General features: G+C 70.1%; 27 protein-coding genes. 16 read left to right on the top strand and 11 right to left on the bottom strand.

Going from position 1 to position 26,936, the window contains the following annotated elements:
• Positions 1–28 precede the first annotated feature (28 nt).
• Together EAS64_RS12330 and EAS64_RS12325 are read right to left on the bottom strand one after the other, a co-directional pair.
• Positions 29–724, bottom strand: coding sequence for a response regulator (locus tag EAS64_RS12330; protein WP_145853055.1), 696 nt, complete (start codon positions 722–724; stop codon positions 29–31).
• On the bottom strand, positions 724–1,788 hold the full coding sequence (locus tag EAS64_RS12325) for a sensor histidine kinase (RefSeq protein WP_246115684.1): 1,065 nt from the start codon (positions 1,786–1,788) through the stop codon (positions 724–726). The genes EAS64_RS12330 and EAS64_RS12325 overlap by 1 nt, the downstream gene beginning before the upstream one ends.
• Positions 1,789–1,960: 172 nt before the next feature.
• Here EAS64_RS12325 and EAS64_RS12320 point away from each other — a divergent pair, with 172 nt between their 5' ends.
• The 4 genes from EAS64_RS12320 (at position 1,961) to EAS64_RS12305 (ending at position 5,923) form a co-directional block, all read left to right on the top strand.
• Positions 1,961–2,896, top strand: a complete 936-nt coding sequence (locus EAS64_RS12320; RefSeq protein ID WP_145853053.1) for an ABC transporter ATP-binding protein — start codon at positions 1,961–1,963, stop codon at positions 2,894–2,896.
• The gene (locus EAS64_RS12315) at positions 2,893–4,497 is read left to right on the top strand and encodes an ABC transporter permease subunit (RefSeq protein ID WP_145853052.1); all 1,605 of its coding nucleotides are present in this window, start codon (positions 2,893–2,895) and stop codon (positions 4,495–4,497) included. Before EAS64_RS12320 ends, EAS64_RS12315 begins: the two co-directional genes overlap by 4 nt.
• Positions 4,494–5,339: an ABC transporter permease gene (locus tag EAS64_RS12310; protein ID WP_246115639.1), complete on the top strand. Its 846-nt coding sequence runs from the start codon at positions 4,494–4,496 to the stop codon at positions 5,337–5,339. Before EAS64_RS12315 ends, EAS64_RS12310 begins: the two co-directional genes overlap by 4 nt.
• A gap of 146 nt (positions 5,340–5,485) precedes the next feature.
• On the top strand, positions 5,486–5,923 hold the full coding sequence (locus EAS64_RS12305; protein WP_187365862.1) for a universal stress protein: 438 nt from the start codon (positions 5,486–5,488) through the stop codon (positions 5,921–5,923).
• Positions 5,924–6,005: 82 nt separating this feature from the next.
• Here the strand turns inward: EAS64_RS12305 and EAS64_RS12300 are convergent, their stop codons facing one another.
• Positions 6,006–6,689 (bottom strand): CBS domain-containing protein, encoded by a 684-nt coding sequence (locus EAS64_RS12300; protein ID WP_145853050.1) that lies wholly within the window; start codon positions 6,687–6,689, stop codon positions 6,006–6,008.
• 27 nt (positions 6,690–6,716) lie between these two features.
• Complete coding sequence (locus EAS64_RS12295) at positions 6,717–7,151, bottom strand: universal stress protein (RefSeq protein WP_187365861.1); 435 nt, start codon at positions 7,149–7,151, stop codon at positions 6,717–6,719.
• Positions 7,152–7,414: 263 nt separating this feature from the next.
• Here EAS64_RS12295 and EAS64_RS12290 point away from each other — a divergent pair, with 263 nt between their 5' ends.
• Positions 7,415–7,852 (top strand): pyridoxamine 5'-phosphate oxidase family protein, encoded by a 438-nt coding sequence (locus tag EAS64_RS12290; RefSeq protein ID WP_246115638.1) that lies wholly within the window; start codon positions 7,415–7,417, stop codon positions 7,850–7,852.
• On the opposite strand, the gene EAS64_RS12285 is transcribed toward EAS64_RS12290, so the two are convergent.
• From EAS64_RS12285 to gap, 3 genes are all read right to left on the bottom strand, one after another.
• A complete protein-coding gene (locus EAS64_RS12285; RefSeq protein WP_145853047.1) occupies positions 7,843–9,600 on the bottom strand; it encodes a sensor histidine kinase in 1,758 nt (585 codons plus the stop codon). The genes EAS64_RS12290 and EAS64_RS12285 overlap by 10 nt on opposite strands.
• A gap of 231 nt (positions 9,601–9,831) precedes the next feature.
• Positions 9,832–10,671: a universal stress protein gene (locus EAS64_RS12280; RefSeq protein ID WP_187365860.1), complete on the bottom strand. Its 840-nt coding sequence runs from the start codon at positions 10,669–10,671 to the stop codon at positions 9,832–9,834.
• 30 nt (positions 10,672–10,701) lie between these two features.
• Entirely contained in the window at positions 10,702–11,703 is a 1,002-nt protein-coding gene (gene gap, locus EAS64_RS12275; protein ID WP_145853045.1) for a type I glyceraldehyde-3-phosphate dehydrogenase, read from the bottom strand.
• A 230-nt stretch (positions 11,704–11,933) separates the two neighbouring features.
• Here gap and EAS64_RS12270 point away from each other — a divergent pair, with 230 nt between their 5' ends.
• The 11 genes from EAS64_RS12270 (at position 11,934) to EAS64_RS12220 (ending at position 21,738) form a co-directional block, all read left to right on the top strand.
• Positions 11,934–12,359 carry an Hsp20/alpha crystallin family protein gene (locus EAS64_RS12270; protein WP_187365859.1) on the top strand — a complete coding sequence of 142 codons (426 nt, stop codon included), beginning with the start codon at positions 11,934–11,936 and terminating at the stop codon, positions 12,357–12,359.
• A 108-nt stretch (positions 12,360–12,467) separates the two neighbouring features.
• Complete coding sequence (gene ppdK, locus EAS64_RS12265) at positions 12,468–15,158, top strand: pyruvate, phosphate dikinase (RefSeq protein WP_222849244.1); 2,691 nt, start codon at positions 12,468–12,470, stop codon at positions 15,156–15,158.
• A 49-nt stretch (positions 15,159–15,207) separates the two neighbouring features.
• Positions 15,208–15,675, top strand: coding sequence for a hydrogenase maturation protease (locus EAS64_RS12260; RefSeq protein ID WP_222849243.1), 468 nt, complete (start codon positions 15,208–15,210; stop codon positions 15,673–15,675).
• Entirely contained in the window at positions 15,672–15,884 is a 213-nt protein-coding gene (locus tag EAS64_RS12255; RefSeq protein WP_145853041.1) for a HypC/HybG/HupF family hydrogenase formation chaperone, read from the top strand. Before EAS64_RS12260 ends, EAS64_RS12255 begins: the two co-directional genes overlap by 4 nt.
• Positions 15,881–16,783: a DMT family transporter gene (locus EAS64_RS12250; RefSeq protein WP_145853040.1), complete on the top strand. Its 903-nt coding sequence runs from the start codon at positions 15,881–15,883 to the stop codon at positions 16,781–16,783. The genes EAS64_RS12255 and EAS64_RS12250 overlap by 4 nt, the downstream gene beginning before the upstream one ends.
• On the top strand, positions 16,780–17,511 hold the full coding sequence (locus EAS64_RS12245; RefSeq protein ID WP_145853039.1) for a DUF6390 family protein: 732 nt from the start codon (positions 16,780–16,782) through the stop codon (positions 17,509–17,511). The genes EAS64_RS12250 and EAS64_RS12245 overlap by 4 nt, the downstream gene beginning before the upstream one ends.
• Before the next feature lie 118 nt (positions 17,512–17,629).
• Entirely contained in the window at positions 17,630–19,150 is a 1,521-nt protein-coding gene (locus EAS64_RS12240) for an aldehyde dehydrogenase family protein (RefSeq protein ID WP_145853038.1), read from the top strand.
• Positions 19,151–19,210: 60 nt separating this feature from the next.
• Positions 19,211–19,615 carry a DUF779 domain-containing protein gene (locus EAS64_RS12235; protein WP_145853037.1) on the top strand — a complete coding sequence of 135 codons (405 nt, stop codon included), beginning with the start codon at positions 19,211–19,213 and terminating at the stop codon, positions 19,613–19,615.
• A gap of 45 nt (positions 19,616–19,660) precedes the next feature.
• Positions 19,661–20,911 (top strand): type III sulfide quinone reductase, selenoprotein subtype, encoded by a 1,251-nt coding sequence (gene sqr, locus EAS64_RS12230; RefSeq protein ID WP_145853036.1) that lies wholly within the window; start codon positions 19,661–19,663, stop codon positions 20,909–20,911.
• Positions 20,912–20,925: 14 nt separating this feature from the next.
• Positions 20,926–21,243 carry a TusE/DsrC/DsvC family sulfur relay protein gene (locus EAS64_RS12225; protein ID WP_145853035.1) on the top strand — a complete coding sequence of 106 codons (318 nt, stop codon included), beginning with the start codon at positions 20,926–20,928 and terminating at the stop codon, positions 21,241–21,243.
• Between the two features lie 27 nt (positions 21,244–21,270).
• Entirely contained in the window at positions 21,271–21,738 is a 468-nt protein-coding gene (locus EAS64_RS12220) for a DsrE/DsrF/DrsH-like family protein (RefSeq protein ID WP_145853034.1), read from the top strand.
• A 55-nt stretch (positions 21,739–21,793) separates the two neighbouring features.
• Here EAS64_RS12220 and EAS64_RS12215 read toward each other — a convergent pair whose 3' ends face one another.
• The 4 genes from EAS64_RS12215 to EAS64_RS12200 form a co-directional block, all read right to left on the bottom strand.
• Positions 21,794–22,879, bottom strand: a complete 1,086-nt coding sequence (locus EAS64_RS12215; RefSeq protein WP_145853033.1) for a hypothetical protein — start codon at positions 22,877–22,879, stop codon at positions 21,794–21,796.
• Positions 22,880–23,131: 252 nt separating this feature from the next.
• A complete protein-coding gene (locus EAS64_RS12210; protein WP_145853032.1) occupies positions 23,132–25,804 on the bottom strand; it encodes a bifunctional acetate--CoA ligase family protein/GNAT family N-acetyltransferase in 2,673 nt (890 codons plus the stop codon).
• A 319-nt stretch (positions 25,805–26,123) separates the two neighbouring features.
• The gene (locus EAS64_RS12205) at positions 26,124–26,390 is read right to left on the bottom strand and encodes a DUF1918 domain-containing protein (protein ID WP_246115637.1); all 267 of its coding nucleotides are present in this window, start codon (positions 26,388–26,390) and stop codon (positions 26,124–26,126) included.
• A gap of 146 nt (positions 26,391–26,536) precedes the next feature.
• Entirely contained in the window at positions 26,537–26,917 is a 381-nt protein-coding gene (locus EAS64_RS12200; RefSeq protein ID WP_145853031.1) for a VOC family protein, read from the bottom strand.
• Positions 26,918–26,936: the final 19 nt, after the last annotated feature.

Genomic DNA, 26,936 nt, shown 5'->3' with positions numbered 1-26,936 from the left:
GCCTGCCGCTCCAATGGTCACCCCCGGGTTACGTCGTCAGGCAATCATTGTCGCAGCCGGCCGGCGTGCCAGGACTGGCAGGCACCAGGCCGGCGTCGTACGCGATGATGACGAGCTGTACCCGGTCCCTCGCGCCGAGCTTGGCGAGCAGCCGGGCCACGTGCGTCTTGGCGGTGCCCGGGGTGATGTACAGGGCGGCGGCGATCTCGGCGTTGGACATGCCGAGGCCCACCAGCCGGAGAACCTCACGCTCGCGGCCGGTGATCCCTGCGAGCTCGCGTGCCTTGCTGCCGGGCCGAGGCTGGCCGGCGAACTGCCCGATCAGCCGGCGGGTGACGGCCGGGGCGATCATCGCGTCGCCGGCCGCGACCACGCGGATCGCGGTCAGGATGTCCTCAAGCGCCATGTCCTTGACAAGGAACCCGCTCGCCCCGGCGCGCAGCGCGCCGTAGACGTAGTCATCGTCGTCGAACGTGGTCAGCACGAGCACCCGCGCCTGCCCGCCGCCCGCGGTGATCAGCTGGGTTGCCTCAATGCCGTCCATGCCAGGCATGCGAATGTCCATGAGGACCACGTCGGGCCCGGTGTCCCTCGCGAGCTGCACCGCCGTGGCGCCGGTCCCGGCCTCGCCGGCCACGTCGATGTCGGGTGTCTGCTCGATCAGCATGCGCAGGCCCGCCCGCACCAGCGGCTGGTCGTCGGCCAGGACGACCCGGATCGTCATCAGGCCTGGGTCGGCGCCGGCGCCGGGACCGGCAGCCGGACGGCGACCCGGAAGCCGCCGCCGGGCCCGCGGGCCGGCGGAGAACTCGCCGCCGAGCAGCGCGGCGCGCTCGCGCATGCCGGTGATGCAACGTCGCCGCCGCGCCCGCCGTCGGTGATCTCGATGGACAGCTGCCCGTCCCGGCGGTCGATCACCACCAGGCACTCGCCGGCGCCCGCATGGCGGACCACGTTGGCGACCGCCTCCTGGACGATACGGAATGCCGACAGGTCAATGTCCGCGGGGAGCGGCTCCCGGCTGCCGCGCCAGTCCACCTCGACCCGCACGCCAGCGTCCAGGGTCTGCGCGGCCAGCCGGCCGAGGTCCGCCAGGCCGGGCGCCGGGCCCAGCGCCGCCCGCCCGGACCCGGGTTCCTCGTTCCGCAGCCCCGTCACCATGCGCCGCAGCCCGGACAGCGTTTCCCTGCTTGTGGCCTCGATGGCGGCCAGGGCGTCGCGTGCCTCGGCGGGACTCGTGTCGAAGACCCGGTGGGCCGCGCCCGCCTGGATGGCGATGATGCCGATGCTGTGCGCCACGATGTCGTGCAGCTCGCGGGCGATCCGCAGCCGCTCGGCCAGCGCGGTCTGGGTGGCGGACTGAGCCGTCAGCGCCTCGGCCCTGGCGTGGGCCAGCCGGATCGAGTTCCCGATCAGCCAGGCGAGGATCGCGGCAAGAGACAGGGCGATCGTGGCGAGATGCACGGCCGACCCTCCGATGTCACCCGATTGCGCGCCGGGCAACGGCACGTTCAGGAACGGAATCAGCACGCCGAAGCCGACGGCCATGGCCACGCCGACGACAGAGACCCCGCGGGTCCGCGTCGCCGCCATGTAGCAGATCTCCAGACCCGCTCCGCACACAACCACCACGGCGGCCACGACAAGCGTGGCCCGCGCGGGCGCGGGCTCAACCGCTGCGCTCGCCGCCGATCCGCCAAGCACCACGGCGAGCGCCGCCAGCGGCAAGCGGCGAAGCAGCAGGGCGGAACCGACCAGGGTGCAGCCGAGCGCCGGCAACCCCCACATGATCACGGGTGCCTCCAGTTCGCCGGGGTCAAGCTCATCGCAGCGATCGTAACCCCCGCCTCGCACCGGGTCGTCTGCCCGCGGGCATACACCCGCGGGCGGATCGCGGGACTGCGCGGATCTGCCCGCGGGCCGACGCGCCGCACGCCAGGGCTGCGGCATGTTCTTTCCCATGAACGCGACCATCGAGATTGACGGACTGTGCAAGCGGTTCGGTCCGGTGCAGGCGCTGGACGGGATGACGTTCACGGTCCGGCCCGGCCAGGTGACGGGCTTCGTCGGGCCGAACGGCGCCGGCAAGTCGACCACCATGCGCGTCGTTGTCGGCCTGGACGCACCCGACGCCGGCTCGGCCACCATCGGCGGCCGGCCGTACCGCTCGTTGAAGAACCCGATGCGCCATGTCGGCACGCTGCTTGACGCCGGGGCGCTGCAGCCGAGCCGTCGCGCGCGCAACCACCTGCTGTGGCTCGCCCACTCCCAGGGCCTCAGCGCCGCCCGGGTCGATGAGGTGATCGCGCTGGCCGGCCTGGAGTCCGCCGCCCGCCGCAAGGCCGGCGGGTACTCCCTCGGCATGCGGCAGCGGCTCGGCATCGCCGCCGCGCTGCTCGGCGACCCGGCGGTACTGATCTTCGACGAGCCGTTCAACGGCATGGACCCCGAGGGCATCGTCTGGATGAAGGGCTTCCTGCGATCGCTCGCGGCGCAGGGCCGCGCGGTCCTGGTCTCCAGCCACCTGATGAGCGAACTGCAGGCTCTGCTGACCGAAGATGGGGCCGGCCACCTGGTCGTCGTCGGCCGCGGCGCGGTGATCGCTGACACCTCCGTGACCGATCTCATCGCCGCCGCATCAGGCAACCGCATCACGCTGCGCACCAGTGCGCCGGCCGACGCGGTGACCGTGCTCGCCGGTGCCGGGGCTGAGGTCACCGCCGCCGGGCCCGGCGTGCTGACAATCTCAAATCTTTCCTCAGAACGGGTTGTGGCTACACTCGCCGCCCACGCGATCCCCTTCAGCGAGGTCACCGCCCACCGGGCCACCCTCGAAGAGGCCTACATGGAACTAACACGGGAGAGCGTCGAGTACCGGGCGGAGGCGACGTCATGACGACGGGGACCGTGACGCCGCGCCGCTCCCCGGTAACCCGCGAGCGGGAAAGCTTCTGGTACCTGGTGCACGCCGAGTGGACCAAGTTCCGCACCGTGCGCGGCTGGGTGATCGCGGTACTTCTCACGATGGTTTTGATAACCGCCTTCGCGTTTCTCGGCACGGACGTCAGCGGCGGGTGCGCCGCGACCGGCGGCATGTCGAGCGCGACCGGCATGTCTAGCGGGACCGGCGACGCGGTCGCGTGTGCCGCGCAGCCGATTGGGCCAGGCGGTGAGCCGGTCATCGACGCGTTCTATTTCGCGCACCAGCCCGTGACGGGGAACGGCACGATCACCGTGCAGGTGACGTCGCTGACCGGCCAGGTCCCCGCGGCCCCGGCCGGCAGCAGACTGGACGAGCCGCAGATCGGCTCCGGCCTGCAGCCGTGGTCCAAGGCCGGGATCATCATCAAGGAGAACACGTCACAGGGCTCGGCCTACGCGGCGATGATGGTCACTGGGTCCAACGGCGTGCGGATGCAATGGGACTACGTTAACGACACACCGGGCGTGGCCGGCGGCGCGTCCGCGACCGCGTCCGCGCCGCGCTGGCTGCGGCTGGTGAGGGACGGCGGCAGCGTCACCGGGTACGACTCGGCCGACGGCACCCGCTGGACGCTGGTCGGCACCGCGAACCTCCCAGGGCTGACCGCCACCGTGCAGGCAGGGCTCTTCGCCGCCGGGTCCTCGGTCAACGGCAATTTCGGCGCGATGGCCACGGGCGTCTTCCGGCACATCGGGCTCTCCTGGCCCGCTACCGGATGGACGGGCACCAACGTGGGCGGCGTACTCGGCGCGGGCGGCGTGCCGGCACCCGGCACGCTCCGACAGAGCGCCGGCACGGTCACCGTAGCCGGCTACGGCGACATCGGCCCGGCCGCGGGAAACGCGTACAGCGGAAGCGGCCAGTCCCTCCAGCGGGCGCTGGCCGGGACGTTCTTCGGGCTGATCCCGCTGATCGTGGTGGCCGCGATGTTCATCACCGCCGAGCACCGGCGCGGGCTGATCCGCGTTTCGCTGACCGCCGCACCCCATCGCGGCCGACTGCTCGCCGCCAAGGCTGTCGTGATCGGCGCGGCCGGTTTCGTCGCCGGGGTGGTCGCCGCGACTGCCGCGCTCGCCGTCGGCGCGCCCCTGCTGCGCCGGGGCGGCGGCCTGCAATGGCCGGTACCGCCGCTCACCGAGGCACGGATGGTCGTCGGCACCGGGGCGCTGCTCGCCGTCGCCGCGGTGCTCGCACTCGCGATCGGCACCGTCGTGCGGCGCAGCGCGACGGCGATCACCCTGGTGATCGCGGTGATGATCGTCCCGTATCTGTTCGCCCTCGGCCCGCTGCGAGGCCCGGACGGCAGTGGGCCGCGGTGGCCGCTCCTGATCACCCCGGCCTCCGCCCTGTCCGTACAACAGGCGGTTCCGCGGTTTTACCAGCTCATCGCCATCTACCGGCCGGACGAGGGCTACTACCCTTATCCGCCGTGGGCCGGACTGGCGGTGGAGTGCGGCTGGGCGGCCGCCGCGCTGACGCTTGCCTTCTTCCTGCTGGGCCGGAGAGACGCATGAGCCTCGCGGCGCGGACCGCTCCGCCGCGTTACCCGTCGAGCGGTGCCTCGGACGCCGCCTCCCGGCGCGCTGCCCTGCTTGCCCTGCGTGCAGAGTGGACCAAGTACCGCACCGTGGCCGAGCCGTGGTGGCTGCTTGCCGGGGTCGTCGCGCTGACCGTCACCGTCGGGGCGGCGGCGACCAGCGCGGCCCAGTGCCAGTCGGCCGCCTGCGGCATCGATCCGGCGCAGGTGAGCTTCACCGGGATCTACCTGGGCCAGGCGGTGATCGCGGTCGCAGGAGTGCTGGCCATCGGAAACGAGTACAGCACCGGGATGATCAAGCTGTCGCTGACCGCGATGCCCCGGCGGCTGACATGGTTCTTCGCCAAGGCCGCGGTGCTCACCGCTCCGGCGCTCATCGCCTCGACCATGGCGGTGGCCGGCTCCGCGCTCGCCGGCCGGCTGATCCTCCCGGGCGACGGGTTCACTCCCGCGCACGGGTACCCGTCACTCACCTCGGCCACCGACCTGCGGGCCGCCGTCGGCGCGGTCTTCTACCTGACGCTCATCGCCCTGCTCAGCCTGGGGGTCGCCGCCGCGGTACGCGACTCAGCGGCAGCGATCGGCCTAGTGCTCGGTTTGCTGTACCTCTTCCCGATCGCCGCGGCTCTCGTCTCCAATCCGCCCCTCAGCCGGCATCTGGACCAGACCGGCCCGCTGCCCGCCGGCCTGGACGCCCAGGCCACAATCGGGCTGAACAACCTGCCGCTCACCCCGTGGCAGGGCCTCGGCGTCGTCGCCCTCTGGGCGGCCGGCGCTCTTGTTCTCGGCTCGCTGGTGCTGAAATACCGCGACGCATGACGCGTTCGATAGCCGTCCCCTGGGTGGGCCCTTTGTTCCGCACTCCGGGACGAATTGCTCCTGACCTGCACTCGAGGCAGGCCTAGCGTCGAGAGTGCCGATGCGGCAAGTCAGCAGAAGCCGCGTGCCAGAGGGAGATGGGAGACATGTCGGGAATCGTTGTCGGAATCGACGGCTCCGGCCATTCCGAGCGGGCGCTGGAGTGGGCCGTGCGCGAGGCGGGACTTCGCCAAGTGCCCCTGACGGTCATCGCCGTGCACCAGCCTGTCATCAGCCATTGGGGCAGTGCGGTCAGTTACCCCGAGGATCACGCGATGACCGTCCGGATCCGCGACGCGGCGCGCGAGCAGACGGACAAGGTGATCGACCGACTGGGGGAGGGCACTCCGCCGCAGGTCAATATCAACGCCGTGTCCGGTTCGCCTGCCGAGGAGCTCCTGGTCGCCGGCAAACGCGCAGACCTGATCGTGCTCGGATCGCGGGGGGCCGGCGGCTTCGCCAGGCTTGTCATGGGGTCGGTCAGCTACCAGGTAACTCACCACGCGCACTGCCCAGTGGTCGTGATCCCGGCGGATGACCGGTGAAGCGATCCGCACAGCCCGCAAGAAGGGGCGGCGGTGAAGTCACCGCCGCCCCTTCTATGCGAGCAAGTCGCCCGGTGCGGGGTCAGAAGAGCCCGCTGGGGACGCCACTGCTGTAGTAAGGCGTGTTCGAGGGGGGATAGCTGAGCCGGTCGTGTACGGAGACGACACCATCGACATGCCGGACGGCGTCGACGATGTCGCGGCCGACCCAGGCGGTTTCCGGTGTTCCCTCGATGGTCACGATGCCGTCCTTGACAGTGACCTTGAACGAGGCCGGGTCGCAGAGGAAGGTGCCGAGGATGAGATCCTTGGTGACCTCGTGATGTATGTCCGTGTCGGGCCGGCTGTACACGCTCAGCGCGTCGGAGCGGGTGACGATGCCGATCAGCTGTCCGTCCTTGCCGGTGACGGGAAGCCGCTTCACCCGATGCGAGTACATGAGGCGGGCGGCGTGGGAGACCGGCTCGTCGGGGCCGATCGTCACCGCGGGCTTGGTCATCAGGTCCGCCGCGGTGGTAGCGGTGATCTTGGATTCCTCGCGGCGGTGCCCGAGGCTGTGGAGCACGCTGGGGACGTCGCCCTCAAGCGCCTCCTTGGGGAGCAGGTCGGCTTCGGAGACCACTCCGATGACCCTGCCTTCCTTGTCAATGACGGGGAAGGCGCTGACCGCGTGCTCGCGCAGCCTGGTCGCTATCTCCTTGAACGAGGCGTTCTCCCTGATGGCGATCACGTGCGTGCTCATCACGTCTTTCACGGTGGCGTTCATGGCTGGCCTCCTGCGGCGCTATGCCAGTTAGTCCCTGTCCGCCGGGATGACCACGACGGGGCAGTGGGCATGATGGGTGACCTGCGTGCTGACCGAACCCATCAGCAGGCGCTTGAATCCGCCGGCGCCGCGGGAACCGACGACGATCATGTCCGCGTCGGCGGCGGCGTTCATGAGTGCCTCGCCCGGCAGGCCGGTGACGGCCTTGACGGTCACCGATGGCCTTGATTCTGCGGCGATCTTCTCAAGCACGACTTCGGTCTCTTCCTCGGCGGCCTTGCGTGCCTTCTCCATGAGTTCCTCGTCTCCCGGATAGGACATGGGGACGCCCCATCCGGTAACCGTCTGGTTGACGGTAAGGACGGTGAGCGGCGTGTGCCGGATCGCCGCCTCGTTGACGGCCCACTCAAGGGCATCACGTGCATGGCCTGATCCGTCGATACCGACAATGATCCCTGGCATCTTCTTCTCCCTACGCTGACCCATTCCTGCACTTGTAACGCTAGGCAGTCAGGCCGTCGGCGTTCAGGGGCGCACATCCCCTGGCCCAAGGGCCATCGGCCCGCAATGACCGGGACTAACGTCCGGTGTCACGAAGAAGCTGCCCGCGCCGCGCGGGTGCGTGAGAACGAACCGCACGGGCATGCCGGCCGGGGGGCCCGTCAGTTGAGGACCTTGTTCTCTCGGCTGAGGCCCCGGTCACAGGCATCCTTCATGGCATGGAAATGAGCGGCACAACGCTGGAGGACCTGTCACGGGATGAGTGCCTGCGCCTGGTGGGGTTGGTGGCCGTGGGCAGGATCGTCTATACCCGGCAGGCGCTGCCCGCGGTCGAGCTCGTGAACTTCGCGCTGGACCACGGTGACATCGTCATCGGGACGGACTCCGGTGGCAAGCTCGCCGCCGGGACCCGCGGCGCGGTGGTGGCCTTCGAGGTAGACAGCCTGGACATGGCCGCGCATGCGGGGTGGAGCGTGACCATCGTCGGGTACTCCCTGGCGGTGGTGGACAGCGAGGAGATTACCCGTCTGCGGCGGGTCGGTCTTCACCCGTGGGGTCCAGGGGAGCATGATCACTTCATCCGCATCGCACCGACGATTGTGGACGGGCGGCGGCTCGCCGCCAAGCGGTTGACAGGGGACGACAGTGCGCGTCATTCCTGAGCAGCGGCTGGCTGCCCTGCTCGGCCGGCCGGGACCCGCCACTCCAGCCTGGTCCCGGGCCGTGAAGCACCGGGCTCGACCGGGCCCAGCCGCAGGTCGCCGCCGAATTCCGCCGCGCGCTCCGTGAGATTGCGCAGGCCGCTGCGCCTGCCGTCCTTGGGGAGGCCTCTGCCGTTGTCGGTCACGACCACGCGGAGGAATCCGTCCTTGTCCACGTCCATCGTCACGTCCGCGCTGCTCGCGTCCGCGTGCCTGGCCACGTTCGACAGGGCCTCGCGCAGCACGACCAGCGCCTGCTCGGCCAGCTCTCCGCTGCCGAGCCTGCGCAGTCCGGCGCCGAGCCGCAGCGAGGGGGCGAAGCCCAGCATGGCCGTCATCTCGTCGACCAGGCGGACGATGTCGCCGTGCGGGTCGCGCCGGACGTCCTGGTCCCTGGCCTGAAGCGCGAAGATCGCACCGCGGATCTCCTTGATGGTCTCGTCCATGGCGTCGACCGCGCGGGTGACACGATCGGCGACCTCGGGCCTGCCGATCATCGGCATCGTGCCCTGCAATGCCATGCCTGTCGCGTACAGCCGCTGGATGACCAGGTCGTGCAGGTCCCTGGCAATCCGGTCCCTGTCCTGGTAGACAGACAGCCGTTCCGCCTCGGCCCGGCTTGCCGCCAGTTCGAGCGCGACGCCGGCCTGCGCGGCGAAGGAGGATGCGAAGCCCGCCTCCGCCTCGGGGAAGGGTTCCCTGCCGTGACGGCGGCCGATGGTGAACACGCCACGGCGGCTGCCCGGCCCGCCGAGCGGGAACAACACAGCGGGCCCGACCTGGCTCATCGCGCTACGGGCTGCCGTGGACGCGCGTTCGTCGGCCGCGAAGTCGGCGCTCGTCACCGACTCGCCGCTCGCCAGCACCTGCCCGGACAGTGAGCGGCCAGCGGGGAGGACCAGTCCGCTGACGGCGCCCGCGCCGTCACCGTCCGCGTAGGCGACCGTCAGCCGCTGACCGTCCTCGTCAGGAAGTGCGAGTACCGCGATGTCGGCATCTGACAGGTCGCGTGCTTGGTTCGTGATGCGCGCGAGGACGTCGCCTGGTTCCGTGCCGGACAGCAGCGCCGTGGTGATTTCGGCGCTCGCCTGGATCCACCGCTGGCTGCGCCTGGCGGCCTCGTACAGCCGGGCGTTCTCCACCGCGACCCCGGCCGCGGCGCCAAGCGCGAGCAGGACCGCCTCGTCATCCTCGGTGAATTCACCGCCGCCGCGCTTGTTGGTGAGGTAGAGGTTGCCGAACACCTCGTCCCGCACCCGAACCGGGACGCCGAGGAACGACTTCATGGCGGGATGCCCCTGGGGGAACCCCGACGACTCGGCGTGACTCGAGATGGCGGAAAGCCGCAGCGGCTGGGGGTCCTTGATCAGCAGGCCGAGGAGGCCGTGTCCTTCCGGCCAGTGGTCGATCGCGCCGATTTCCTCCTCGGTCAGGCCTACCGGGATGAACTGGGCCAGCCGCTTGCCGTCGCCGATCACCCCGAGTGCCCCGTAGGTGGCGTCCACCAGCTGCACCGCGGTCTCCACGATCCGCCGCAGCGTCGTTTCCAGGTCCAGCCCGGAACTGATGGCGATGACGGCCTCAAGCAGGCCGCGCATCTGGTCCCTGGCTGCCAGCACCGCTTGCAGCCTGCTCTGCAGCTCAGACAGCAGCTCATCCAGCCGCAGCTGCGGCAGGAAATCCGGAAGGCTGCCGGCGTCAGACTCCATCCACGGCTCCTCCTCAGCGGTGGTCCTTCATCAGGTTACTGACGCCCGCCGCAGCCCGGAAGACGGGACGATACTGGGACGTAGGGCATCTGACCGGGTGATGTCTGGCCCTGACCGCCAGCTGGCGAAGGCCTCGGGCCTGCACGGCAAGGCCAAGGCGCGCATCGTGCTCGAGCCGTACCTGGCAAGCGAAACGCCCGCGGCCGCAGGCCGCGGGCGTTTTTCGCGATGTCAGGACTGACGTGGAACGATGGCGACGGGCCCGTGCGCGTGGCTGAGCAGCGCATGCTGGATGCCGCCGACGGCCGAGCCGTGCCTGCCGATCACCACGAGATCCGCGCGCCCGGTGTAGCTCGCGAGCACGTGGCCGGGGTGGTCGTGCACCACGTCGCACCTGACGGGCACGTCGGGATACTTGTCCCGCCATGGCGCCAGCGACTCGGTGAGGCTCTTGCCCGCCTCCGCCGCGACGTGCTCGGCATCGGCGGGCCGCCAGCCGGCGGAGGTGAACCGGTTCCAGGAGTGCACGGCGACCAGGGTCGCACCGCGCAGGTTGGCCTCGTCGAACGCGAAGGCCAGCGTCGCGCCGGTGTCCAGCGGGTCGCCGATGCCGACGACGATCTCGCCGTGCACCGCGCTCGTCTCCTCGCGCACCACGACGAGCGGGCAGGTGGCATGCATGGCCGCGTACCTGCTGACGGAGCCGAGCAGCATCGCCGCGAACCCTCCGGCGCCGCGCGCGCCCACCACGAGCATGAGCGCTCCCGAGCCGCTTACCGTGACCGCGAGTGCGGGCGCCCCGGCCAGCGGGCTGGTGTCGATGAGCAGCCGCGAGGTGACTTCTTCCGCGCGGGTGACCGCCTCGCTGAGCGCCCGGACGGATTCGCCGTACAGTTCATCGGCCACCGTCTGCGGCATGCCGCCGTGCGCGTGCATCCGCGGCGGCATGGCGGCGGCCGACACCAGGCGCAGCGGCGCCCCATGCCGTCGTGCCTCACAGGCGGCCCATTCCACGGCGCGCAGCGACTCCTCTGATCCGTCTACGCCTGCGACTACAGGCATCGTAGCCATGGCTTGCCTCCTTGCCATGCCGGGTTTCTGCTACAGCTGGCTGCCCACGAGGACGGCCAGGTCGGCGAGGCGGGAGGTGTAGCCCCATTCGTTGTCGTACCAGCCGAAGACCTTCACCAGGGTGCCCGCGGCCTGAGTCAGCGGCGAGTCGAACACGCAGGACGCCGCGTCGCCGATGATGTCGCGGGACACGATCGGATCGGTGCTGTAGCGAACGATGCCCGCGAGCGGCCCGGCGGCCGCCGCGGCGAACGCCTCGTTCACCGCGAGCGCGGTTACCGGGGTGCTGACCACGACGGCCAGGTCGGTGAGTGACCCGTCCTCCACCGGGACGCGGACCGCCACCCCGTCAAGCTTCCCGGCGAGCGCGGGAATGACCTCACCGGTCGCGCGGGCCGCGCCGGTCGTGGTCGGCACGATGTTCGCCGCCGCCGACCGGGCGCGCCGCAGGTCCTTGTGCGGACCGTCGAGCAGCATCTGGTCCCCGGTGTACGCGTGGATCGTGGTCATGAACCCGCGCTCCACGCCAAACGCGTCGTGGAGCACCTTGACCATGGGTGCCACGCAGTTCGTGGTGCAGGACGCGTTGGAGATCACGTGGTGCACAAGCGGGTCGTAGGCGCGCTGGTTGACGCCCAGCACGACCGTGAGGTCGGCGCCCTTCCCCGGAGCGGAGATCAGCACCTTGCGCGCTCCGCCCTTCAGGTGGACGGCCGCGGCCTCGCGGCTGCGGAACTTGCCGGTGGACTCCACCACGATGTCCGCGCCGAGCGCGCCCCAGTCGATCGTGGCCGGGTCGCGCTCCGCGAATACCGCGATGCGCCTGCCGCCGACCAGCAGCGCGTGGTCGTCCAATTCCACCTTCTGGCCGAGCCGGCCATAGGTGGAGTCGAATTCGAGCAGGTGCGCGAGTGTCCTCGCGTCCGCGATGTCATTGATTCCCACGACTTCCAGGTCGGTGCGCTCCATCGCGAGCCGCACGAATGCGCGCCCGATGCGGCCGAATCCGTTAATTCCAACTCTCGTTGCCATCTCTGCTTCCTCCTTGTCCTTACCCGAAGCTTCGTTCCGCCGTCCGCGGGCCGCCAGCGGCATTGGTCGCGAGCAGCCGGGACCTTCGTCCCCCGCGTGGGCCGGAGGTCCCGCATTGCCGGGCGCAACGGCCCTGCCGCCGCCGCGGCGGTCAGGCGATCCTGGGCACTGGGATGGGAAACAAGGGCCCGGCAGCGGGCCGGGCCCCATCACGGAAAGGTCGCAGAGAGATGAGCATCGTGCTGCGAAGGAATCCGCGGGCCATGGTCCCGGACCTCATCGACTGGTTCGAGGAGCCCTTCCTGACACTCAGGCCCTACCTGGGCCAGGCCATCAGGATCGAGGATTACATCGAGGACGGGCAGTACGTGGTCCGTGCCGAAATGGCGGGGATCGACCCGGAGAAGGACCTTGAGGTCTCTGCCGGAGCCGGCTACCTCGTGCTGCGTGCGGTCAGGTCCGCATCGGTCGAGGGCAAGCACCGGTCGGAGTTCCGCTACGGGTCGTTCAGCCGCACCATTGAACTCCCGCCGGGCGCGGACGCCGACAGCGCGACCGCCGACTATTCCGACGGCATCCTGACGATCAAGGTCGCCATCAAGGGCGAGCGGCAGGAGGCCGTGAAGGCGATTCCGGTCACGGTGACCAAGAAGTGATCGCGCCGCTGGATGCTGGCCGCCCCCCCGCGGGGCCCCAGCATCCCGCGCTGCCTGTTCGAAAATGAGATTGAAGCCACACCCGTGGCCGCGGTAAGGGAGCTTGCAGTGCAAAAGTTTGTGTATGACTTCGCCGAGGGCAACAAGGATCTCAAGGACCTTCTCGGGGGCAAGGGGGCCAACCTCGCCGAGATGACGAACCTGGGGCTTCCGGTGCCGCCCGGCTTCACCATCACAACGGACGCGTGCCGGCACTACCTGCGGCACGGCACGACGCCGGACGGGCTCGACGCGGAGGTCACCAGCCACCTCGCCGTCATCGAGAAGGCGATAGGCCGTGTCCTCGGTGACCCGGCCGACCCGCTGCTCGTCAGTGTCCGGTCCGGGTCGAAGTTCTCGATGCCCGGCATGATGGACACCATCCTCAACATCGGCCTGTCCGACGACTCGGTGCGCGGGCTTGCGAAGCAGGCAGGCGACGACCGGTTCGCGTGGGACTCCTACCGCCGGCTGATCCAGATGTTCGGCAAGACCGTACTCGGGATCGGCGGCGAGCACTTCGAGCACGCGCTCGACAGCGCGAAGAAGGCCCGCGGCGCGGCGTCTGACACCGGCCTGGACGCTGATGACCTGCGGAACCTGACGCATTCCTACAAGGAGATCGTGCGGGAGCAGGCGGGACGCGACTTCCCGCAGGACCCCCGCGAGCAGCTGGACCTGGCGATCCGGGCTGTGTTCAACTCCTGGAACGCCGACCGGGCCGTGCTGTACCGGCGGCAGGAGCGCATCCCCGCCGACCTCGGCACGGCCGTGAACGTGGTCGCGATGGTCTTCGGCAACCTGGGCGACGACTCCGGTACCGGAGTCGGGTTCACCCGCGACCCGGGCACCGGCGCGCGCGGCGTCTACGGTGACTACCTGCAGAATGCGCAGGGCGAGGACGTCGTGGCCGGCATCCGGAACACCGTCCCGTTGCAAGACCTGGAGCACCTGGACAAGGCGTCCTACGACGAGTTGATGTCGATCATGGCCACCCTGGAGGGCCACTACCGGGACCTGTGCGACATCGAGTTCACGATCGAGCGCGGCAAGCTCTGGATGCTGCAGACGCGGGTCGGCAAGCGGACCGCGGCGGCGGCGTTCCGGATCGCCGCCGAGCTGGCGGACGAGGGCCTCATCGACATGGACGAGGCGCTCACCCGGGTCACCGGGGCCGAGCTTGTCCGGCTCATGTTCCCCACCTTCGACACCAGTGCCAACGTCGCCAGGATCACCGTCGGCGTGAGCGCGTCGCCCGGCGCGGCCGTGGGCCACGCCGTCTTCGACTCCGCCCGCGCGGTCGAGCTCGCGGCGGCGGGAGAGGCGGCCATCTTGGTCCGCCGCGAGACCAACCCGGACGACCTGAACGGCATGATCGCCGCCAAGGGCGTGCTGACTAGCCGGGGCGGCAAGACCAGCCACGCGGCCGTCGTCGCCCGCGGCATGGGCAAGCCCTGCGTCTGCGGCGCCGAGCAGCTCGACGTGGACATCGCGGCCAGGAAGTTCACCGCACCAGGCGGCATCACGATCGCCGAGGGCGACGTGATTTCCATTGACGGCACCAGCGGTGAGGTCTACCTGGGCGAGGTGGCAGTCGTCCCCTCCGCCGTCGTGCGCTACTTCGAGGGAGAGCTGAGCCCGGGCTCCGGCGAGGACGGCGAGCTCATCCGCGCGGTGCGCCGGATCATGACCCACGCCGACGCCAGGCGCCGGCTGGGCGTGCTGGCCAACGCGGACAACAGCCCGGACGCCGCCCGGGCCCGCCGGTTCGGCGCGGAAGGGATAGGCCTAGTCCGCACCGAGCACATGTTCCTGGGCGAGCGCCGCCAGCTGATCGAGGATCTCATCCTGGCCGAGACCGATGCGGACCGCCAGCGCGCGCTGGCCGCCCTCGAGACTCTGCAGACCGGCGACTTCGCGGAGATCCTGACGGCCATGGACGGCCTGCCGGTGACGATCCGCACGATCGACCCGCCACTGCACGAGTTCCTCCCCGACCTCACGGACCTGTCGGTCCGGGTCGCTCTGGAGGGTGACAAGGCCACCGCCAGGGAGAAGCGGGTGCTCGGCGAGGTCCGCAGGATGCACGAGCAGAACCCGATGCTCGGCCTGCGCGGGGTCCGGCTCGACCTGGTCATCCCGGGCCTGTTCAGCATGCAGGTTCGCGCGATCGCGCACGCCTCAGCGCAGCTCAAGCGGGCGGGAAAGGATCCGCGAGCGGAGATCGAGACCCCGCTCGTGGCCGCCGTCCAGGAGATGGAGGTTGCCCGCGGGCTGACGGAGAAGGTGCTCAGGGAGGTCGAGGCGGAGACGGGCGTTCACCTGAACATCCCCATCGGCACGATGATCGAGGTGCCCAGGGGGGCGCTGACCGCTGACTCGATCGCCGCCAGCGCCGAGTTCTTCTCCTTCGGCACGAACGACCTGACCCAGATGACCTGGGGTTTCTCCCGTGATGACGTCGAGGCCGCGTTCTTTGCGAAGTACCTGCAGCTAGGCATCTTCAGCGTCTCGCCGTTCGAGACGATCGACCGCGAGGGCGTCGGACAACTCATCGAACTCGCGGTAAGGAAGGGCCGGGCAGCCCGGCCGGGACTCGTGATCGGAGTCTGCGGCGAGCACGGCGGCGACCCGGATTCCGTGCACTTCTTCCACGAAGTGGGCCTGGACAACGTGTCCTGCTCGCCGTTCCGCGTCCCGGTCGCCCGCCTCGAGGCGGGGCGCGCGGCGGTCGCCGCAAGCGGCAGCGATACCCGGTGAAGAGAGCCGTAGAACCTGCGACAGTTGACGTGGAGCAGGAGACCCCGCCGTGACGGAAGGTGAGCAAATGACGCTCGTCATCGGGATTGGCAACCCGGACCGCGGCGACGACGCTGTCGGCCTCGTCGTCGCCAGGGAGGTCCGGGCCGCCGCCCCGGCAGACATCGCCGTTATCGAGTTGGGCGGCGACCAGCTCGCGCTGCTCGACGCGTGGGACGGCGACGCCGATGTGTACGTGGTGGACGCGATCTGCTCCGGGAGCGCGGCGGGCAGCGTGTACCGCTTCGACGCCGCCGTTCCGCTTGGCGGGGACTTCTCCCACCGCGGTACCCACTTGTTCAGTCTCGCCGATGTCATCGAGCTGGCTCGCGCGCTTGGCCGGCTGCCCGCCCGCCTGACGGGCTTCGGCATCGAGGGTGCCGGGTACGAGCTGGGTGCACCGTTGTCACCAGAGGCGGAAGTCGCGGTGCGGAGCGTCGCCGGGCAGATCCTTGGCGAGCTTACGGAAGGCAGGTGACGACGGTGTGCCTGGGGACCGTTGGCGTTATCACCGAGGTCCGCGACGAGGACGGTCTGCCCATGGCGCTCGTCAGCACGGACCAGGGATCGGTATCCGCGTGCCTGCTGACCTGCCCGGAAGCCAGCGTCGGCCGGACCGTTCTCGTTCACTGCGGCTATGCGCTCCAGATCCTCGACGAGGAAGATGATGAACAGGAACAGCCATGAGAACTCGCCTCGGTTACACCCTTGCCCTGGCCGCCGCCGTCATCAGCGGATTCGCCGTGTACACCAACTCCTACGGGGTGCGCGCGTTCGGCAGCCCGACCGTCTACACCACGGCGAAGAACCTCGTGGCGGCCGTCGTTCTTGCCGCAGCGCTCGCCGTCGCCGGCCGGCGGCTGCCGCGTGAGGGTTTCACCCGCCCGCGCCGGCCGGCCCAGTGGGCGGGCCTTGCCGCCGTCGCGGTCGTCGGCGGCAGCGTCCCGTTCATCCTGTTCTTCGAAGGCCTTGCCAGGGTCGCGTCCCCCGACGCGGCGTTCATCCAGAAGACGCTCGTGATCTGGGTAGCGCTGCTGGCCGTCCCACTGCTGCGCGAGCGGGTCAGCGCCTGGCACGTGGCAGCGATCGCCGCCCTGATGCTGGGACTGGCGTTCCTCGGCGGCGGGGTCGGCGGCATCCGCCCCGGTTCCGGCGAGGCGATGATCCTCGCCGCCACGCTGCTGTGGGCGGTGGAGACCGTGATCGCGAGAAAACTGCTCACGGGGCTGTCCGCGCTGACCGTCGCGACGGCCAGGATGGGCGGCGGCGCCGTCATCCTCGTCGGTTACGCGCTGGCGACCACACCGTGGAGCACGCTTGCCGCGATCGGCTGGCACCAGTGGTCGTGGGCGATCGCCACCGGGCTGATCCTCGCCGCCTACGTCGCCACCTGGTACGCGGCTCTCGCCAGGGCCAGGGCCATCGACGTGACCGCGCTGCTCGTCCCTGCCGCGCTCATCACCGCGCTGCTCCAGGCGGGGAGCAAGCCGCTCGCGCCGCAGTGGTCCGGTCTGCTGTTCGTCGCGGCCGGCGGCGCGCTCGTCCTGCTCGCAGCGAGGAAACCGCGTCTTGCTGATGTGCCGTGACGGCCGGGCCGCTGCTCTTCGCGCGGTACGCCTTCCCGCCGAACGAACGGGGGCTGTGCGGACCTGACGACCACGCCGCGCTGCGCGACTACGCCACGGCGGGCGTCACGGGACCCGGTCTGGTGCGGCTGGCGACCGGCTTCGCGGGCGCGTGGCCCTACCTGGAGCTGATCGCGTCCGCCAGCAAGATCGAGGACGCCCTTGACCCCCGTGTCGTCGAGGCGTACTGGGTGGGCAACAGCCTGCTGGACAAGGTGCGGATGCCCGCCTACGGCGCGTCACTCGAAGAGCGGTTCCGCGGCCGCGCGGGGCGCGGCTGGGAGCACATCGCCCTGGCTGTCTCGGCCGGCGCCGTGCCTCATCACAGCTTCCACGTCTTCCTCGTGTACCCGTGGGCGGGCCTGCTGCGCGCGGGGCGCGAGGAGCCGTCTCTGCAAGTCCTCGACAGCTGCCGGATCAGCTGGGGCCGGGTGATCACGGCCGATCCGGCGACGGGCACGGTGCTGGTCATGCGCCGCCCGCTGTGCTGGGACGGCCGCGTGCTCGGCTACGGCCCTGCTGTGCCGCATCAGGCAGCAGCCGGGTTCGTCACCGGGCTGCTGCCAGGGGACTGGGTGAGCATGCACTGGAACTGCGTCTGCGACCGGCTCAGCCAGCGCCAGCTGCTCGCACTGCGCCAGTTCACCGCTCGCCACCTGCGCCTGGTCGATGCCGAGTACGCCGCGTGACTTCCGGCCCTGTCGGGTAAGTGCTGCCTTCCGTCCCCTTCCCCGCGGACGTCCTGCCCTGCCGCGCCGCGCGCTTGCGGACTAACACAGGAGAAAAGGCACGTCACAGGAGGTCCAGATGAGGTATGCACAGCCTGGTCAGCCGGGCTCCGTCGTCCCCGTATCCCCACGGTACGAGAATTTCATCGACGGCAAGTGGGTGTCCCCGGCTCTGGGGCAGTACATGACGAATCTCGCGCCCGCCACCGCCAAGCCCATCTGCGAGGTGGCCAAGTCCACCCCGGAAGACGTGGAGACAGCGCTCGACGCGGCGCACCACGCCAAGGACGAGTGGGGGCGGACTTCACCGGCCGAGCGCGCCAGGGTGCTCAACGCGATCGCGGACGCGATCGACGCGCACCGTGAGATGCTCGCGGTCGCCGAGAGCTGGGAGAACGGCAAGCCGGTGCGCGAGACGCTCGCGGCCGACATCCCGCTGGCGGCCGACCACTTCCGGTACTTCGCCGCGGCCATCAGGGCCCAGGAGACCAAGATCACCGAGATCGACGCGCAGACGATCGCCTATCACTTCCAGGAGCCGCTCGGTGTGGTCGGGCAGATCATCCCGTTCAACTTCCCGATCCTCATGGCGGCGTGGAAGATCGCCCCGGCGCTCGCGGCGGGCAACTGCACGGTGATCAAGCCCGCGTCGGCGACCCCATGGTCGATCCTGAAGCTCGCCGAGGTGATCGGGCACCTCGTGCCGCCTGGCGTGCTCAACATCGTTACCGGGCCCGGCGGGGAGATCGGCCGGGCTCTGGCCGCAAATCCGCGGATCGCGAAGGTGGCGTTCACCGGGGAAACTGTCACGGGGCGGCTGATCATGCAGTACGCCGCGCAGAACATCATCCCGGTCACGCTCGAGCTTGGCGGCAAGTCGCCCAACATCTTCTTCTCCGACGTCATGGCGGCCGACGACGCCTTCCTCGACAAGGCGGTGGAGGGCCTTGTCCTCTACGCGTTCAACAAGGGCGAGGTCTGCACCTGCCCGTCCCGGGCACTGGTTCAGGAGGACATCTACGAGGCGTTCATGGAGCGCGCCCTGGCCAGGATCGCGAAGATCAAGGTCGGCGACCCGCTGGACACCCAGACGATGATGGGACCGCAGAACTCCGCACAGCAGCTCAGCAAGATCAGCTCCTACGTGGACATCGGCCTGGCCGAGGGGGCGACGCTGCTCGCGGGAGGCCACCGCGCCGCTGTCGGCGGCGAGTTCGCCGACGGCTACTTCTTCGAGCCGACCGTGTTGCGCGGCCACAACAAGATGCGCGTCTTCCAGGAAGAGATCTTCGGGCCGGTGCTCGCGGTCACCACCTTCAAGGACGAGGCCGAGGCGCTGGCGATCGCCAACGACACGCTGTACGGGCTCGGCGGCGGCGTGTGGACCCGTGACGGCAGCAGGGCCTTTCGCGTCGGCCGCGGCATCAAGGCAGGGCGCGTCTGGGTGAACTGCTACCACCAGTACCCGGCGGGGGCGGCTTTCGGCGGGTACAAGATGTCCGGCATCGGTCGCGAGACGCACCAGATGATGCTCGAGCACTACAGCCAGACGAAGAACCTGCTCGTCAGCTACGACCAGAACCCGCTCGGCTTCTTCTAGGCCGAATGGTTCCCGCCGGAGCGGCCTGCGGGGGGCCGTTCCGGCTGAAAGGAGCTCGCGATGATCAGTCATCAGACGGCAGCAGAGCACGGCGGCCGCCAGCTAGCGGCGCGCGGCGGTCGACGCGTCGCCGAAGGACGCGTCATCGCGACCGAGGCAGCCCGGCAGGCGGTCTACCGCCTCCGGGCCGTCCGCGGCCCGCTGATGTTCGTCCAGTCCGCCGGCTGCTGCGACGGCAGCGCACCGATCTGCCTCCCCGCGGGGGAGTATCTCACCGGACCCGGCGACGTCCTGCTCGGCAGGATCGCCGGCTGCCCGTTCTACATGGACGCCCGCCAGTATCGTGCGTGGCACCCGGAGCTGGTGGTCCTTGACGTCGAGCCCGGGACGCCCGAGGGCTTCTCGCTCGCGGCCGACGAGGGGCTGCACTTCGTCACCAGGACGTCCGCCCCTGCCCGGGCGTGACGATGGCCTCTACGACGGTCCTCCTGCCCGGCGCATCCTGGCAGCATGAGCAAGACAATCGTCGTTCTTGGCGGCGGCACCGGGGGAACGCTCATCGCCAACCGGCTGCGCCGCATGCTTGGCCGCAGCGCCGCCGGCATCGTCGTCATCGATACCGATGACGAGCATGTCTACCAGCCGGGCTTGCTGTTCGTGCCGTTCGGCAAGGCCGAGCCGGGCAGCCTGATCCGGCCGCGGCACCGTCAGTTCCGTTCCGGCGTCACGTTCAGGCAGGCCGCCGTGGACCGGGTCGACCTGGACAGGAACGAGGTTCTGCTGGTCGGCGGTGAATGCATCGGATACGACGTGCTGGTGATCGCGACGGGCGCCCGGCTGGTCCCAGAGGAGACCGAAGGACTCACTGGTCCTGGCTGGATGGAGAAGGTCTTCACCTTCTACACCCTCGACGGCGCGGTTGCGCTGCGGCGGGCGCTCGCGGAGTTCCACGGCGGCCGGCTCGCCGTAGCGGTAATGGACATGCCGATCAAGTGCCCGGTCGCACCGCTTGAGTTCTGCTTCCTCGCCGACGCGTACTTCCGCGAGCGCGGCATCAGGAACAAGGTCGAGCTGACCTACGTCACCCCGCTTGACGGGGCATTCACGAAGCCCGTGTGCGACCGCGAGCTGAGCGGGCTGCTCAAGGACAAGGGAGTCAGCCTGGTCACCGAGTTCAACACCGGCGAGGTGGCAGGCGCTGACGGAAAGCTCGTCTCCTTCGACGGCCGCGAGGTGCCGTTCGACCTGGCGGTCGTGGTCCCGCTGCACGGCGGCCAGGATTACGTCGAACGGTCACCCGGCCTGGGCGACGAGCTCGGCTTCGTGCCCGTGGACCAGCGGACGCTGCAGTCCAAGGCCCGCTCTAACGTGTTCGTGATCGGCGACGCCGCGGACATCCCCGCGTCCAAGGCGGGCTCGGTGGCCCACTTCGAGGGCGATGTCGTCGCGCGGAACATCGCCAGGTACCTGGCGGGCGAGCCGCTTGACGCGGACTTCGACGGGCACACCAACTGCTTCATCGAGAGCGGGTCTGGCAAGGCGCTGCTCATCGACTTCAACTACGGCACGGAGCCCCTGACAGGGCGATTCCCCGGCCGGATCGGGCTGCCGCTACTGCGCCAGTCCCGCCTGAACCACCTGGGGAAGCTGGCGTTCGGCTGGCTGTACTGGCACGTGCTGCTGCCCGGGCGGGAGATACCCGCCGTGCGCAGCCTGATGCCGGAGGCAGGCAAGCACCTCCCGCCGCCGTCACAAAGATAGAGAAAGGGACGCTCATGCCCACCGTGACCTACGCAGGCACCGCAGTCACCGTCAACGACGAGGGGTTCTTCACCGACCCCGCGCAGTGGCGCGAGGACATGGCGCCGCTCATCGCCCGCCAGGAAGGCATCACCCAGCTCACCGACCGGCACTGGCAGGTCATCAAGTTCATGCGCCACGAGTACGAGGCCAAGGGCACCGGCCCCACCGTCCGCGTGCTCGGCAAGACCTCCGGCGTGTCCGTCAAGGAGCTCTACCAGCTGTTCCCGCACGGGCCCGCGAAGGAAGCGGCGAAGATCGCCGGGATTCCCAAGCCACGCGGCTGCGTCTGAGCCGCACGCGAAAAGGAGCACAGCCACATGTCCGCGAAGATCGAGAAGGTCTCCATCATTATCTCCAAGGGTTCGCTTGAGGGTGTCTACCCGGGCCTGATCATGGCCAACGGAGCTCGCGCGGAAGGCATGGAGGCGAACCTGTTCTTCACCTTCTTCGGCCTCGACGCCGTGCACAAGGCGCGTCACGAGCACATCAAGCTCGCCACCGTCGGCAACCCCGGCCTGCACCTGGCCACCTGGGCCGGCGGCCTGCCCGGCGTCTCCTCCGTCATGACGCACTACCTCAACAACAAGATGGAGCAGCTCGACATCCCCTCCATCCCCGAGTTCGTTGAGATGATCGCCGACACGGGCGCCGGCCTGTACGCCTGCAAGGCCTCGGCCGACCTGTTCGGCATCACCAAGGCGGACCTGATCGACCAGGTCAAGGACATCATCACGGTCGGTGAGTTCTACGACATGGCCGCCGGCGGTGAGATCATCTTCACCTGAGCCCGGCCAGTTTCCTGGGTCAGCCCGTCGACGGCGCGCCTTGCCCGCTGAGCAGCTAACCGCCGACGGGCGGCAGTACCGGCGGGATGTGCAGTCTGCCAGGTCCGGACCCGCGCGCGACCGGGGCATAGCCGACGCGGAGTACTATCTGCGGCACCTCGGTGTAGCTGGTCCGCCATGGCCAGTTCCGTACCCGGTGGCGAATGTCGGCCAGCTCGAGTGACTGGGTGAGGAAGGACGCCTCGACCGCGTACCCGGCCGGGACCGCAGGGCGCGGCCGGAGGCGGTGCGGGTTGAGCGGACCGTAGTCAAGCTGCTGACGGTAGGGCGTGCTGCGGCCGCCCGGCGCGGACATCGAGAAGCGCGTGCCAGCCAGCAGGGCGTGCTGGAGCGCCTGGCCGGCCCGCAGCCAGTCGAGCGGCCGGTCGTCGTCGGTGGAAAGCGCCATCATGACCGGATGCCGCTCGAAGCGTTCCATCGTCTCAGGCAGCCAGAAGTCGGGCCGCGTTGGCGGCTCCTTCCCATTGTCGGGCGTCGGACCGTAAGCGGAGTCCGGCACCGCCGAGAGCCGCGCGGCGAGCCCGTTGCCGAGTTCCCTGCTCGCCCTGATGGCCGCGCGCCTTGCCCGCCTAGACTCTGCCGGAGACAGGGTACGGAGCCAGCCGTCCTCACGCGCGGCGGCGATCTCCATCTCGACCAGGATCGGCGGCGGCACCGGCAGGTACCGGTAGGGCCCGCGGTCGGTGCGGCGTAGCCAGAGCGCCTCGTACAGCTCCTGCTGGGCGTTGGTCGGCTTGGCCGCGCGACCGGGCATCACCTCCACGGACGCGAGCAGGGTCCGCTCCCCTGTCACCGCATCGAGCAGCCCGGAGTCCCGGCTGAGGCCGGGCAGCAGCCAGACCGTCGGCTGCCGGCCTGCCACGCGGATGGCCAGCCGCAGGTTGTACAGGGCCGCGCCGCAGCTGATCACTGCCTCCCGTAGCAGCCCGTTCTCGGCAAGCGCGTCGTTCGCCACCAGGTAGAGCTCCACCCGGTCATCGGCGGCGAGCTCAAGCTCCCAGGGGCGCTGGTTGAAGATGGACGGCGCGCGGTCCACCGCCTCGCGCAGCTGCGGCAGGTACTGCCTGAGGTACCACGGCATCGGACGTCACCTCGGTATTGGGGAACCCCGTTCCCTCTCTTCCAAGACTCGCGCCGGCGCCGTCTCGCCGCACCGGGCGAAGGTCCCTGCGCCGCTGATGCAGGTCACTAACCGCCAAGAGCCCTTCCAGGCTCGCCTGCCAGCAGGTCTCTGTGCGCGCCGCCCCAATATCACCGTGGCGACGATGGTGGCCGCCGTCTTGCTTGCGTCCGAACGGGGATGATCAGCTGCCAGCCAACCAGCGTGGGAACGTCAGCGCAGCCGCCGCAGGAAAGGGTCCTGCGGCCGGTACGGCGCCGCCTTGATACGGGCGTCGACCGCCACCACTCCGTCCGGTCCGGCGATGACCGGGTTGAGGTCCAGGTCGGTGATCTCGGCCAGGTCGTCGGCGAGCCGGGAGACGCGAAGCAGCAGGTCGCGCAGCCCTCCGAGATCGGCCGGCGGGCTGCCCCGGTGACCGAGCAGCAACGGTGCCGCCTTGATCGACCTGATCAGCGTGTCCGCGTCGGTGTCGGTCAGCGGTGTCAGCCGCGCCGCGTGGTCAGCAAGCACTTCGGTGGCGACGCCGCCGAGACCGAACACCACCAGCGGACCGAACACGTGGTCATCCGCCACCCCCACTATCACCTCGGTGCCGCCGCCGATCATCGGCTGGACCAGGACTCGGCGCAGCCTGCCGTCGAAGCGTTCCGTCAGCCGCCGGTAGGCCGCCCGCACGTCGGCTTCGTCCCGCAGGTCCAGTTCGACGCCGCCCGCGTCCGTTTTGTGCACGAGCCCCGGTACGTCGGCCTTGAGCACCACGGGGCCTGGCGCGGTCTCGAAGGCGCGGACGGCCTCTTCCTCGTTGCTGGCCGGCGTTAGCCCGGCCAGCGGAATGCCGTAGCAACGCAGCAGTTCCGCGGTTGTCTCCGGCGGCAGCCAGCCGCCCGGGCCGGCCCGCAGGAACTCCCGCATCAGCGCGCGTGCGTCGTCCGCCCTGATGTCGCTGAATTCCGGCATCACGCCACGCGGCGCGGCCCGCCACGCACCGTACCTCGCGGCCCGCGCCAGGGCGGCCGCTGCGGCTTCCGGGTACCCGTAGCACGGAACCTGTCCCTCGGGACGAGGGAGCAGCCGGACCGATTCCGCCTGGTCGAGGAGCACCGCGGCCAGCGGCACCCGGACGTCGGCCTGCTGGACCGCGGCGACCAGGTCGCCGGTCGCCGCGGTCGGCAGGACCAGCGCGATCACGGCGTCGACCTCCTCGTCCGCCGCCGTAAGCTCGAGGACCTGACGGAACGTCTCGGCGGAGACGGTGGCCGTGGTGTCCACTGGGCCATCGACCGCGCCGCCATCCGGCACCAGCTGGCGCAGCCCGTCATGCGTCATCCCGTGCGGCCGGTGCACGGTCAGGCCGAGCTCGGTGGAGACGTCGGCGGCGAGCACGCCCGCGCCCCCGACGTTCGATACGATCGCGACCGTGCTGCCGGCCGGGACCGGCTGGCTGGCCAGCAGCGCCGTGGTCTCGATCAGCTCGCCCAAGGTGGGCGTGGCAATAATCCCGGCCTGCTCGAACAGGGCTTGACGGCTGACAAGCGGCGTCGCCACCGCCGCGGTGTGCGACGCGGCCGCCCGCTGCCCGGCCGCGGACCGGCCGGCCTGCACGGTCAGCACCGGCATCTTCGCGGCGACCCGGCGCGCGGTCCTGGCGAACTTGCGCGGGTTGCCGAATGACTCGATGTACAGCACGGCGAGCTTGGTGACTCCGTCGGCCTCCCACCACAGCAGCATGTCATTGCTCGACACATCCAGCTTGTTCCCCGCCGATACGAACGAGGAAATGCCGATTCCGAGCCGGGACAGCTGGTTCGCCATGGCGAAGCCAAGCCCGCCGGACTGCATGACAAGCCCGGCCGTCCCTGGCCGCGGGTGGGCGGCGGCGAAGGTTGCGTCCAGGCCGATGCCGGGCACCGCCACGCCGAAGCAGTTCGGCCCGACCAGCCGCATGCCGTGCCTGCGGCAGGCCGCCAGCAGGTCCGCGGACATTGCGGCGTCCAGCCCGGCGGTAATCACCACCAGGGCGCCGACCCCGCGCCGCCCGCAGCGCTCGGCCGCGTCAAGGACCGCCGCGGGCGGCACCGCGATCACCGCCAGGTCCACCCGTTCGGGCAGTTCGTCGGGGGATTCCAGGCAGGGCAGGCCGCAGATCTCGCGAGCGTGGGGGTTGACCGGGTACAGGCGGCCGGCGTAACCGGCGGTACGGATGTTGTCCAGGATGGCCCGGCCGACTGTGCCGGCGCGCCGGCTGGCGCCGATCACCGCAACCGAGGCCGGCGCGAGCAGATGCCGCAGGCTGGCGATGTCCGAGCTGCGCTCCCGCACGCCCACCGCGTCCAGGTAGCTGTCAAGGGCGGTGCCCGCCACGCCGCTGGGCAGCGGGAAGGACAGGCCTACTACGCCGTCCGCGGCCTTCCGCAGCGCCGGCAGGCCCGCGTCGGCGAACACCTTGAGCATCGCGGTGTTCTCGGTCAGCGTCTGCGCGGTCAGGGTGGTGATGTGCTGGCCTCTGGCGTGCGCGACCAGGTGTTCAAGCAGCAGGGTGGCGATGCCTTTGTGGTGCATGTGGTCGGCCACGGCGAATGCCACCTCTGCCTGCGCCGGATTCGCCTGTACCGGGCTGCACCCGGCAACCCCGACCACCTGACCGCCCGCGAGCGCGAGCAGCGTCACGTCGCCCGGTCCGGGCTCCCGGCAGATCTGCCACGCCTGGCCCTGGCCCGCCGTCCTGCTCATGCTGAAGAAGCGCAGGTAGGTGTTGTCCGGTGACATCGCCTCGTACATGGCCTTGATCGCCTCGTAGTCGGCGGGGCCCGCCGGGCGGATCTCTACCGTGCTGCCGTCCGCCAGCAGCGCGTACACCGGCCCGGCCGTCTGCGCCCTGCTCATGTCATCGGACTCCTCTGTCAGTGAAGGCCTGGCTGGGCCTTACCGTGCGGATGATCTCCCGGCCGCTTCGCCGGCCTCCGGCTTGCCGGCCTGCATCAGCCGTTCACAAGCCTCGCAGCGAACCTGCGCCGCTGGCAGGGCCGAAGGTCCGTGCGCGTGGCTGACACTCGGTCGGGCCCGGGCCCAGGCGGCGGCAATCAAGGCAGTTGGCGACCGGCGAGCCCGTGACGTGACCGGGGGACCGCGCACCCGTTCCGAGTGATCATGTTGCCGTTGACTCGTCCTGGGCAGGCATGGCGGCCGGCATCCGCCGCGGCGGTCAGCGGTGCTTTTCGATGCGGGCGCCTGCGCCAGGGAACACCAGGGATTCGTAGTCACCCGCGGTCCAGCGCACCAGGTACGGCGGTGCCCCGTCGTCGCCGCATACGGCGACGATCGTGCCGAGCAGGGGCAGTCCGGCCATCCCGGCGCCGTCGATGATCAGGGTGTCGCTCGGTCCCGGCCGCGCGTTCCGAATGGGATCGGGATCAGGGGGCTCTGGACCGTCGGGCACCAGCGCATTCATTGCCTCAGTCGCCGCGGTCATCCCGGGTTCCTCCTTGGCCTACCGCGAATTTCACTACCCGAACATCGTCCCCGTTCCGGTGAGGCCACCTCAAGTGCTGTTGGTCCTCTTGGCAGTCCTCTCACGCGCTAGGCGGCGCGGTGACGGCGGCGGATCGGTCAGCGTCCCTAGTCCGCCGTCCCGGCTGCCTGCGCCAGGGCCAATACGTGATCGTCAGGGTCCAGCACGTAGCCGACGCGCTCGCCCCACGTCCGGTCCCGCAGGTCATCGAGCAGCCTGCCGCCGCCGTCCACTGCGCGGCCTAGGGCGGCCGCGGCATCGCCGCGGCGGAGGTAGAGCTCGCATCTCTGGCCGACGCCCGCGCGGACCTGGCCGTCCAGGAGCGCCTCCATGTCAGCGCCGGGCATGAGCCCCAGCGTTGCCCCGCCCAGTTCGAACTCGGTCATGCCCGGTACGTCAAGCGTCGGCTCGGCGGCCAGGACGTAACGGTAGAAGTCCCTGGCCCTGGCCTGGTCAGCGACGTAAAGGATGAACTGCGCTGCGTGCATGCCTCCAGCCTGCCACCGC

The organism is Trebonia kvetii, assembly GCF_007827045.1.
GTDB classification, from domain to species: Bacteria; Actinomycetota; Actinomycetes; order Streptosporangiales; family Streptosporangiaceae; genus Trebonia; species Trebonia kvetii.
This window is presented reverse-complemented; position numbering and strand designations above follow the sequence as displayed.

Excerpts from the sequence above, each read along its gene's own strand:
- EAS64_RS12330 (WP_145853055.1), bottom strand. The coding sequence starts at position 724 with ATGACGATCCGGGTCGTCCTGGCCGACGACCAGCCGCTGGTGCGGGCG.
- EAS64_RS12325 (WP_246115684.1), bottom strand. The coding sequence starts at position 1,788 with ATGTGGGGGTTGCCGGCGCTCGGCTGCACCCTGGTCGGTTCCGCCCTG.
- EAS64_RS12320 (WP_145853053.1), top strand. The coding sequence starts at position 1,961 with ATGAACGCGACCATCGAGATTGACGGACTGTGCAAGCGGTTCGGTCCG.
- EAS64_RS12315 (WP_145853052.1), top strand. The coding sequence starts at position 2,893 with ATGACGACGGGGACCGTGACGCCGCGCCGCTCCCCGGTAACCCGCGAG.
- EAS64_RS12310 (WP_246115639.1), top strand. The coding sequence starts at position 4,494 with ATGAGCCTCGCGGCGCGGACCGCTCCGCCGCGTTACCCGTCGAGCGGT.
- EAS64_RS12305 (WP_187365862.1), top strand. The coding sequence starts at position 5,486 with ATGTCGGGAATCGTTGTCGGAATCGACGGCTCCGGCCATTCCGAGCGG.
- EAS64_RS12300 (WP_145853050.1), bottom strand. The coding sequence starts at position 6,689 with ATGAACGCCACCGTGAAAGACGTGATGAGCACGCACGTGATCGCCATC.
- EAS64_RS12295 (WP_187365861.1), bottom strand. The coding sequence starts at position 7,151 with ATGCCAGGGATCATTGTCGGTATCGACGGATCAGGCCATGCACGTGAT.
- EAS64_RS12290 (WP_246115638.1), top strand. The coding sequence starts at position 7,415 with ATGAGCGGCACAACGCTGGAGGACCTGTCACGGGATGAGTGCCTGCGC.
- EAS64_RS12285 (WP_145853047.1), bottom strand. The coding sequence starts at position 9,600 with ATGGAGTCTGACGCCGGCAGCCTTCCGGATTTCCTGCCGCAGCTGCGG.
- EAS64_RS12280 (WP_187365860.1), bottom strand. The coding sequence starts at position 10,671 with ATGGCTACGATGCCTGTAGTCGCAGGCGTAGACGGATCAGAGGAGTCG.
- gap (WP_145853045.1), bottom strand. The coding sequence starts at position 11,703 with ATGGCAACGAGAGTTGGAATTAACGGATTCGGCCGCATCGGGCGCGCA.
- EAS64_RS12270 (WP_187365859.1), top strand. The coding sequence starts at position 11,934 with ATGAGCATCGTGCTGCGAAGGAATCCGCGGGCCATGGTCCCGGACCTC.
- EAS64_RS12250 (WP_145853040.1), top strand. The coding sequence starts at position 15,881 with ATGAGAACTCGCCTCGGTTACACCCTTGCCCTGGCCGCCGCCGTCATC.
- EAS64_RS12240 (WP_145853038.1), top strand. The coding sequence starts at position 17,630 with ATGAGGTATGCACAGCCTGGTCAGCCGGGCTCCGTCGTCCCCGTATCC.
- EAS64_RS12235 (WP_145853037.1), top strand. The coding sequence starts at position 19,211 with ATGATCAGTCATCAGACGGCAGCAGAGCACGGCGGCCGCCAGCTAGCG.
- sqr (WP_145853036.1), top strand. The coding sequence starts at position 19,661 with ATGAGCAAGACAATCGTCGTTCTTGGCGGCGGCACCGGGGGAACGCTC.
- EAS64_RS12225 (WP_145853035.1), top strand. The coding sequence starts at position 20,926 with ATGCCCACCGTGACCTACGCAGGCACCGCAGTCACCGTCAACGACGAG.
- EAS64_RS12220 (WP_145853034.1), top strand. The coding sequence starts at position 21,271 with ATGTCCGCGAAGATCGAGAAGGTCTCCATCATTATCTCCAAGGGTTCG.
- EAS64_RS12215 (WP_145853033.1), bottom strand. The coding sequence starts at position 22,879 with ATGCCGTGGTACCTCAGGCAGTACCTGCCGCAGCTGCGCGAGGCGGTG.
- EAS64_RS12210 (WP_145853032.1), bottom strand. The coding sequence starts at position 25,804 with ATGAGCAGGGCGCAGACGGCCGGGCCGGTGTACGCGCTGCTGGCGGAC.
- EAS64_RS12205 (WP_246115637.1), bottom strand. The coding sequence starts at position 26,390 with ATGACCGCGGCGACTGAGGCAATGAATGCGCTGGTGCCCGACGGTCCA.
- EAS64_RS12200 (WP_145853031.1), bottom strand. The coding sequence starts at position 26,917 with ATGCACGCAGCGCAGTTCATCCTTTACGTCGCTGACCAGGCCAGGGCC.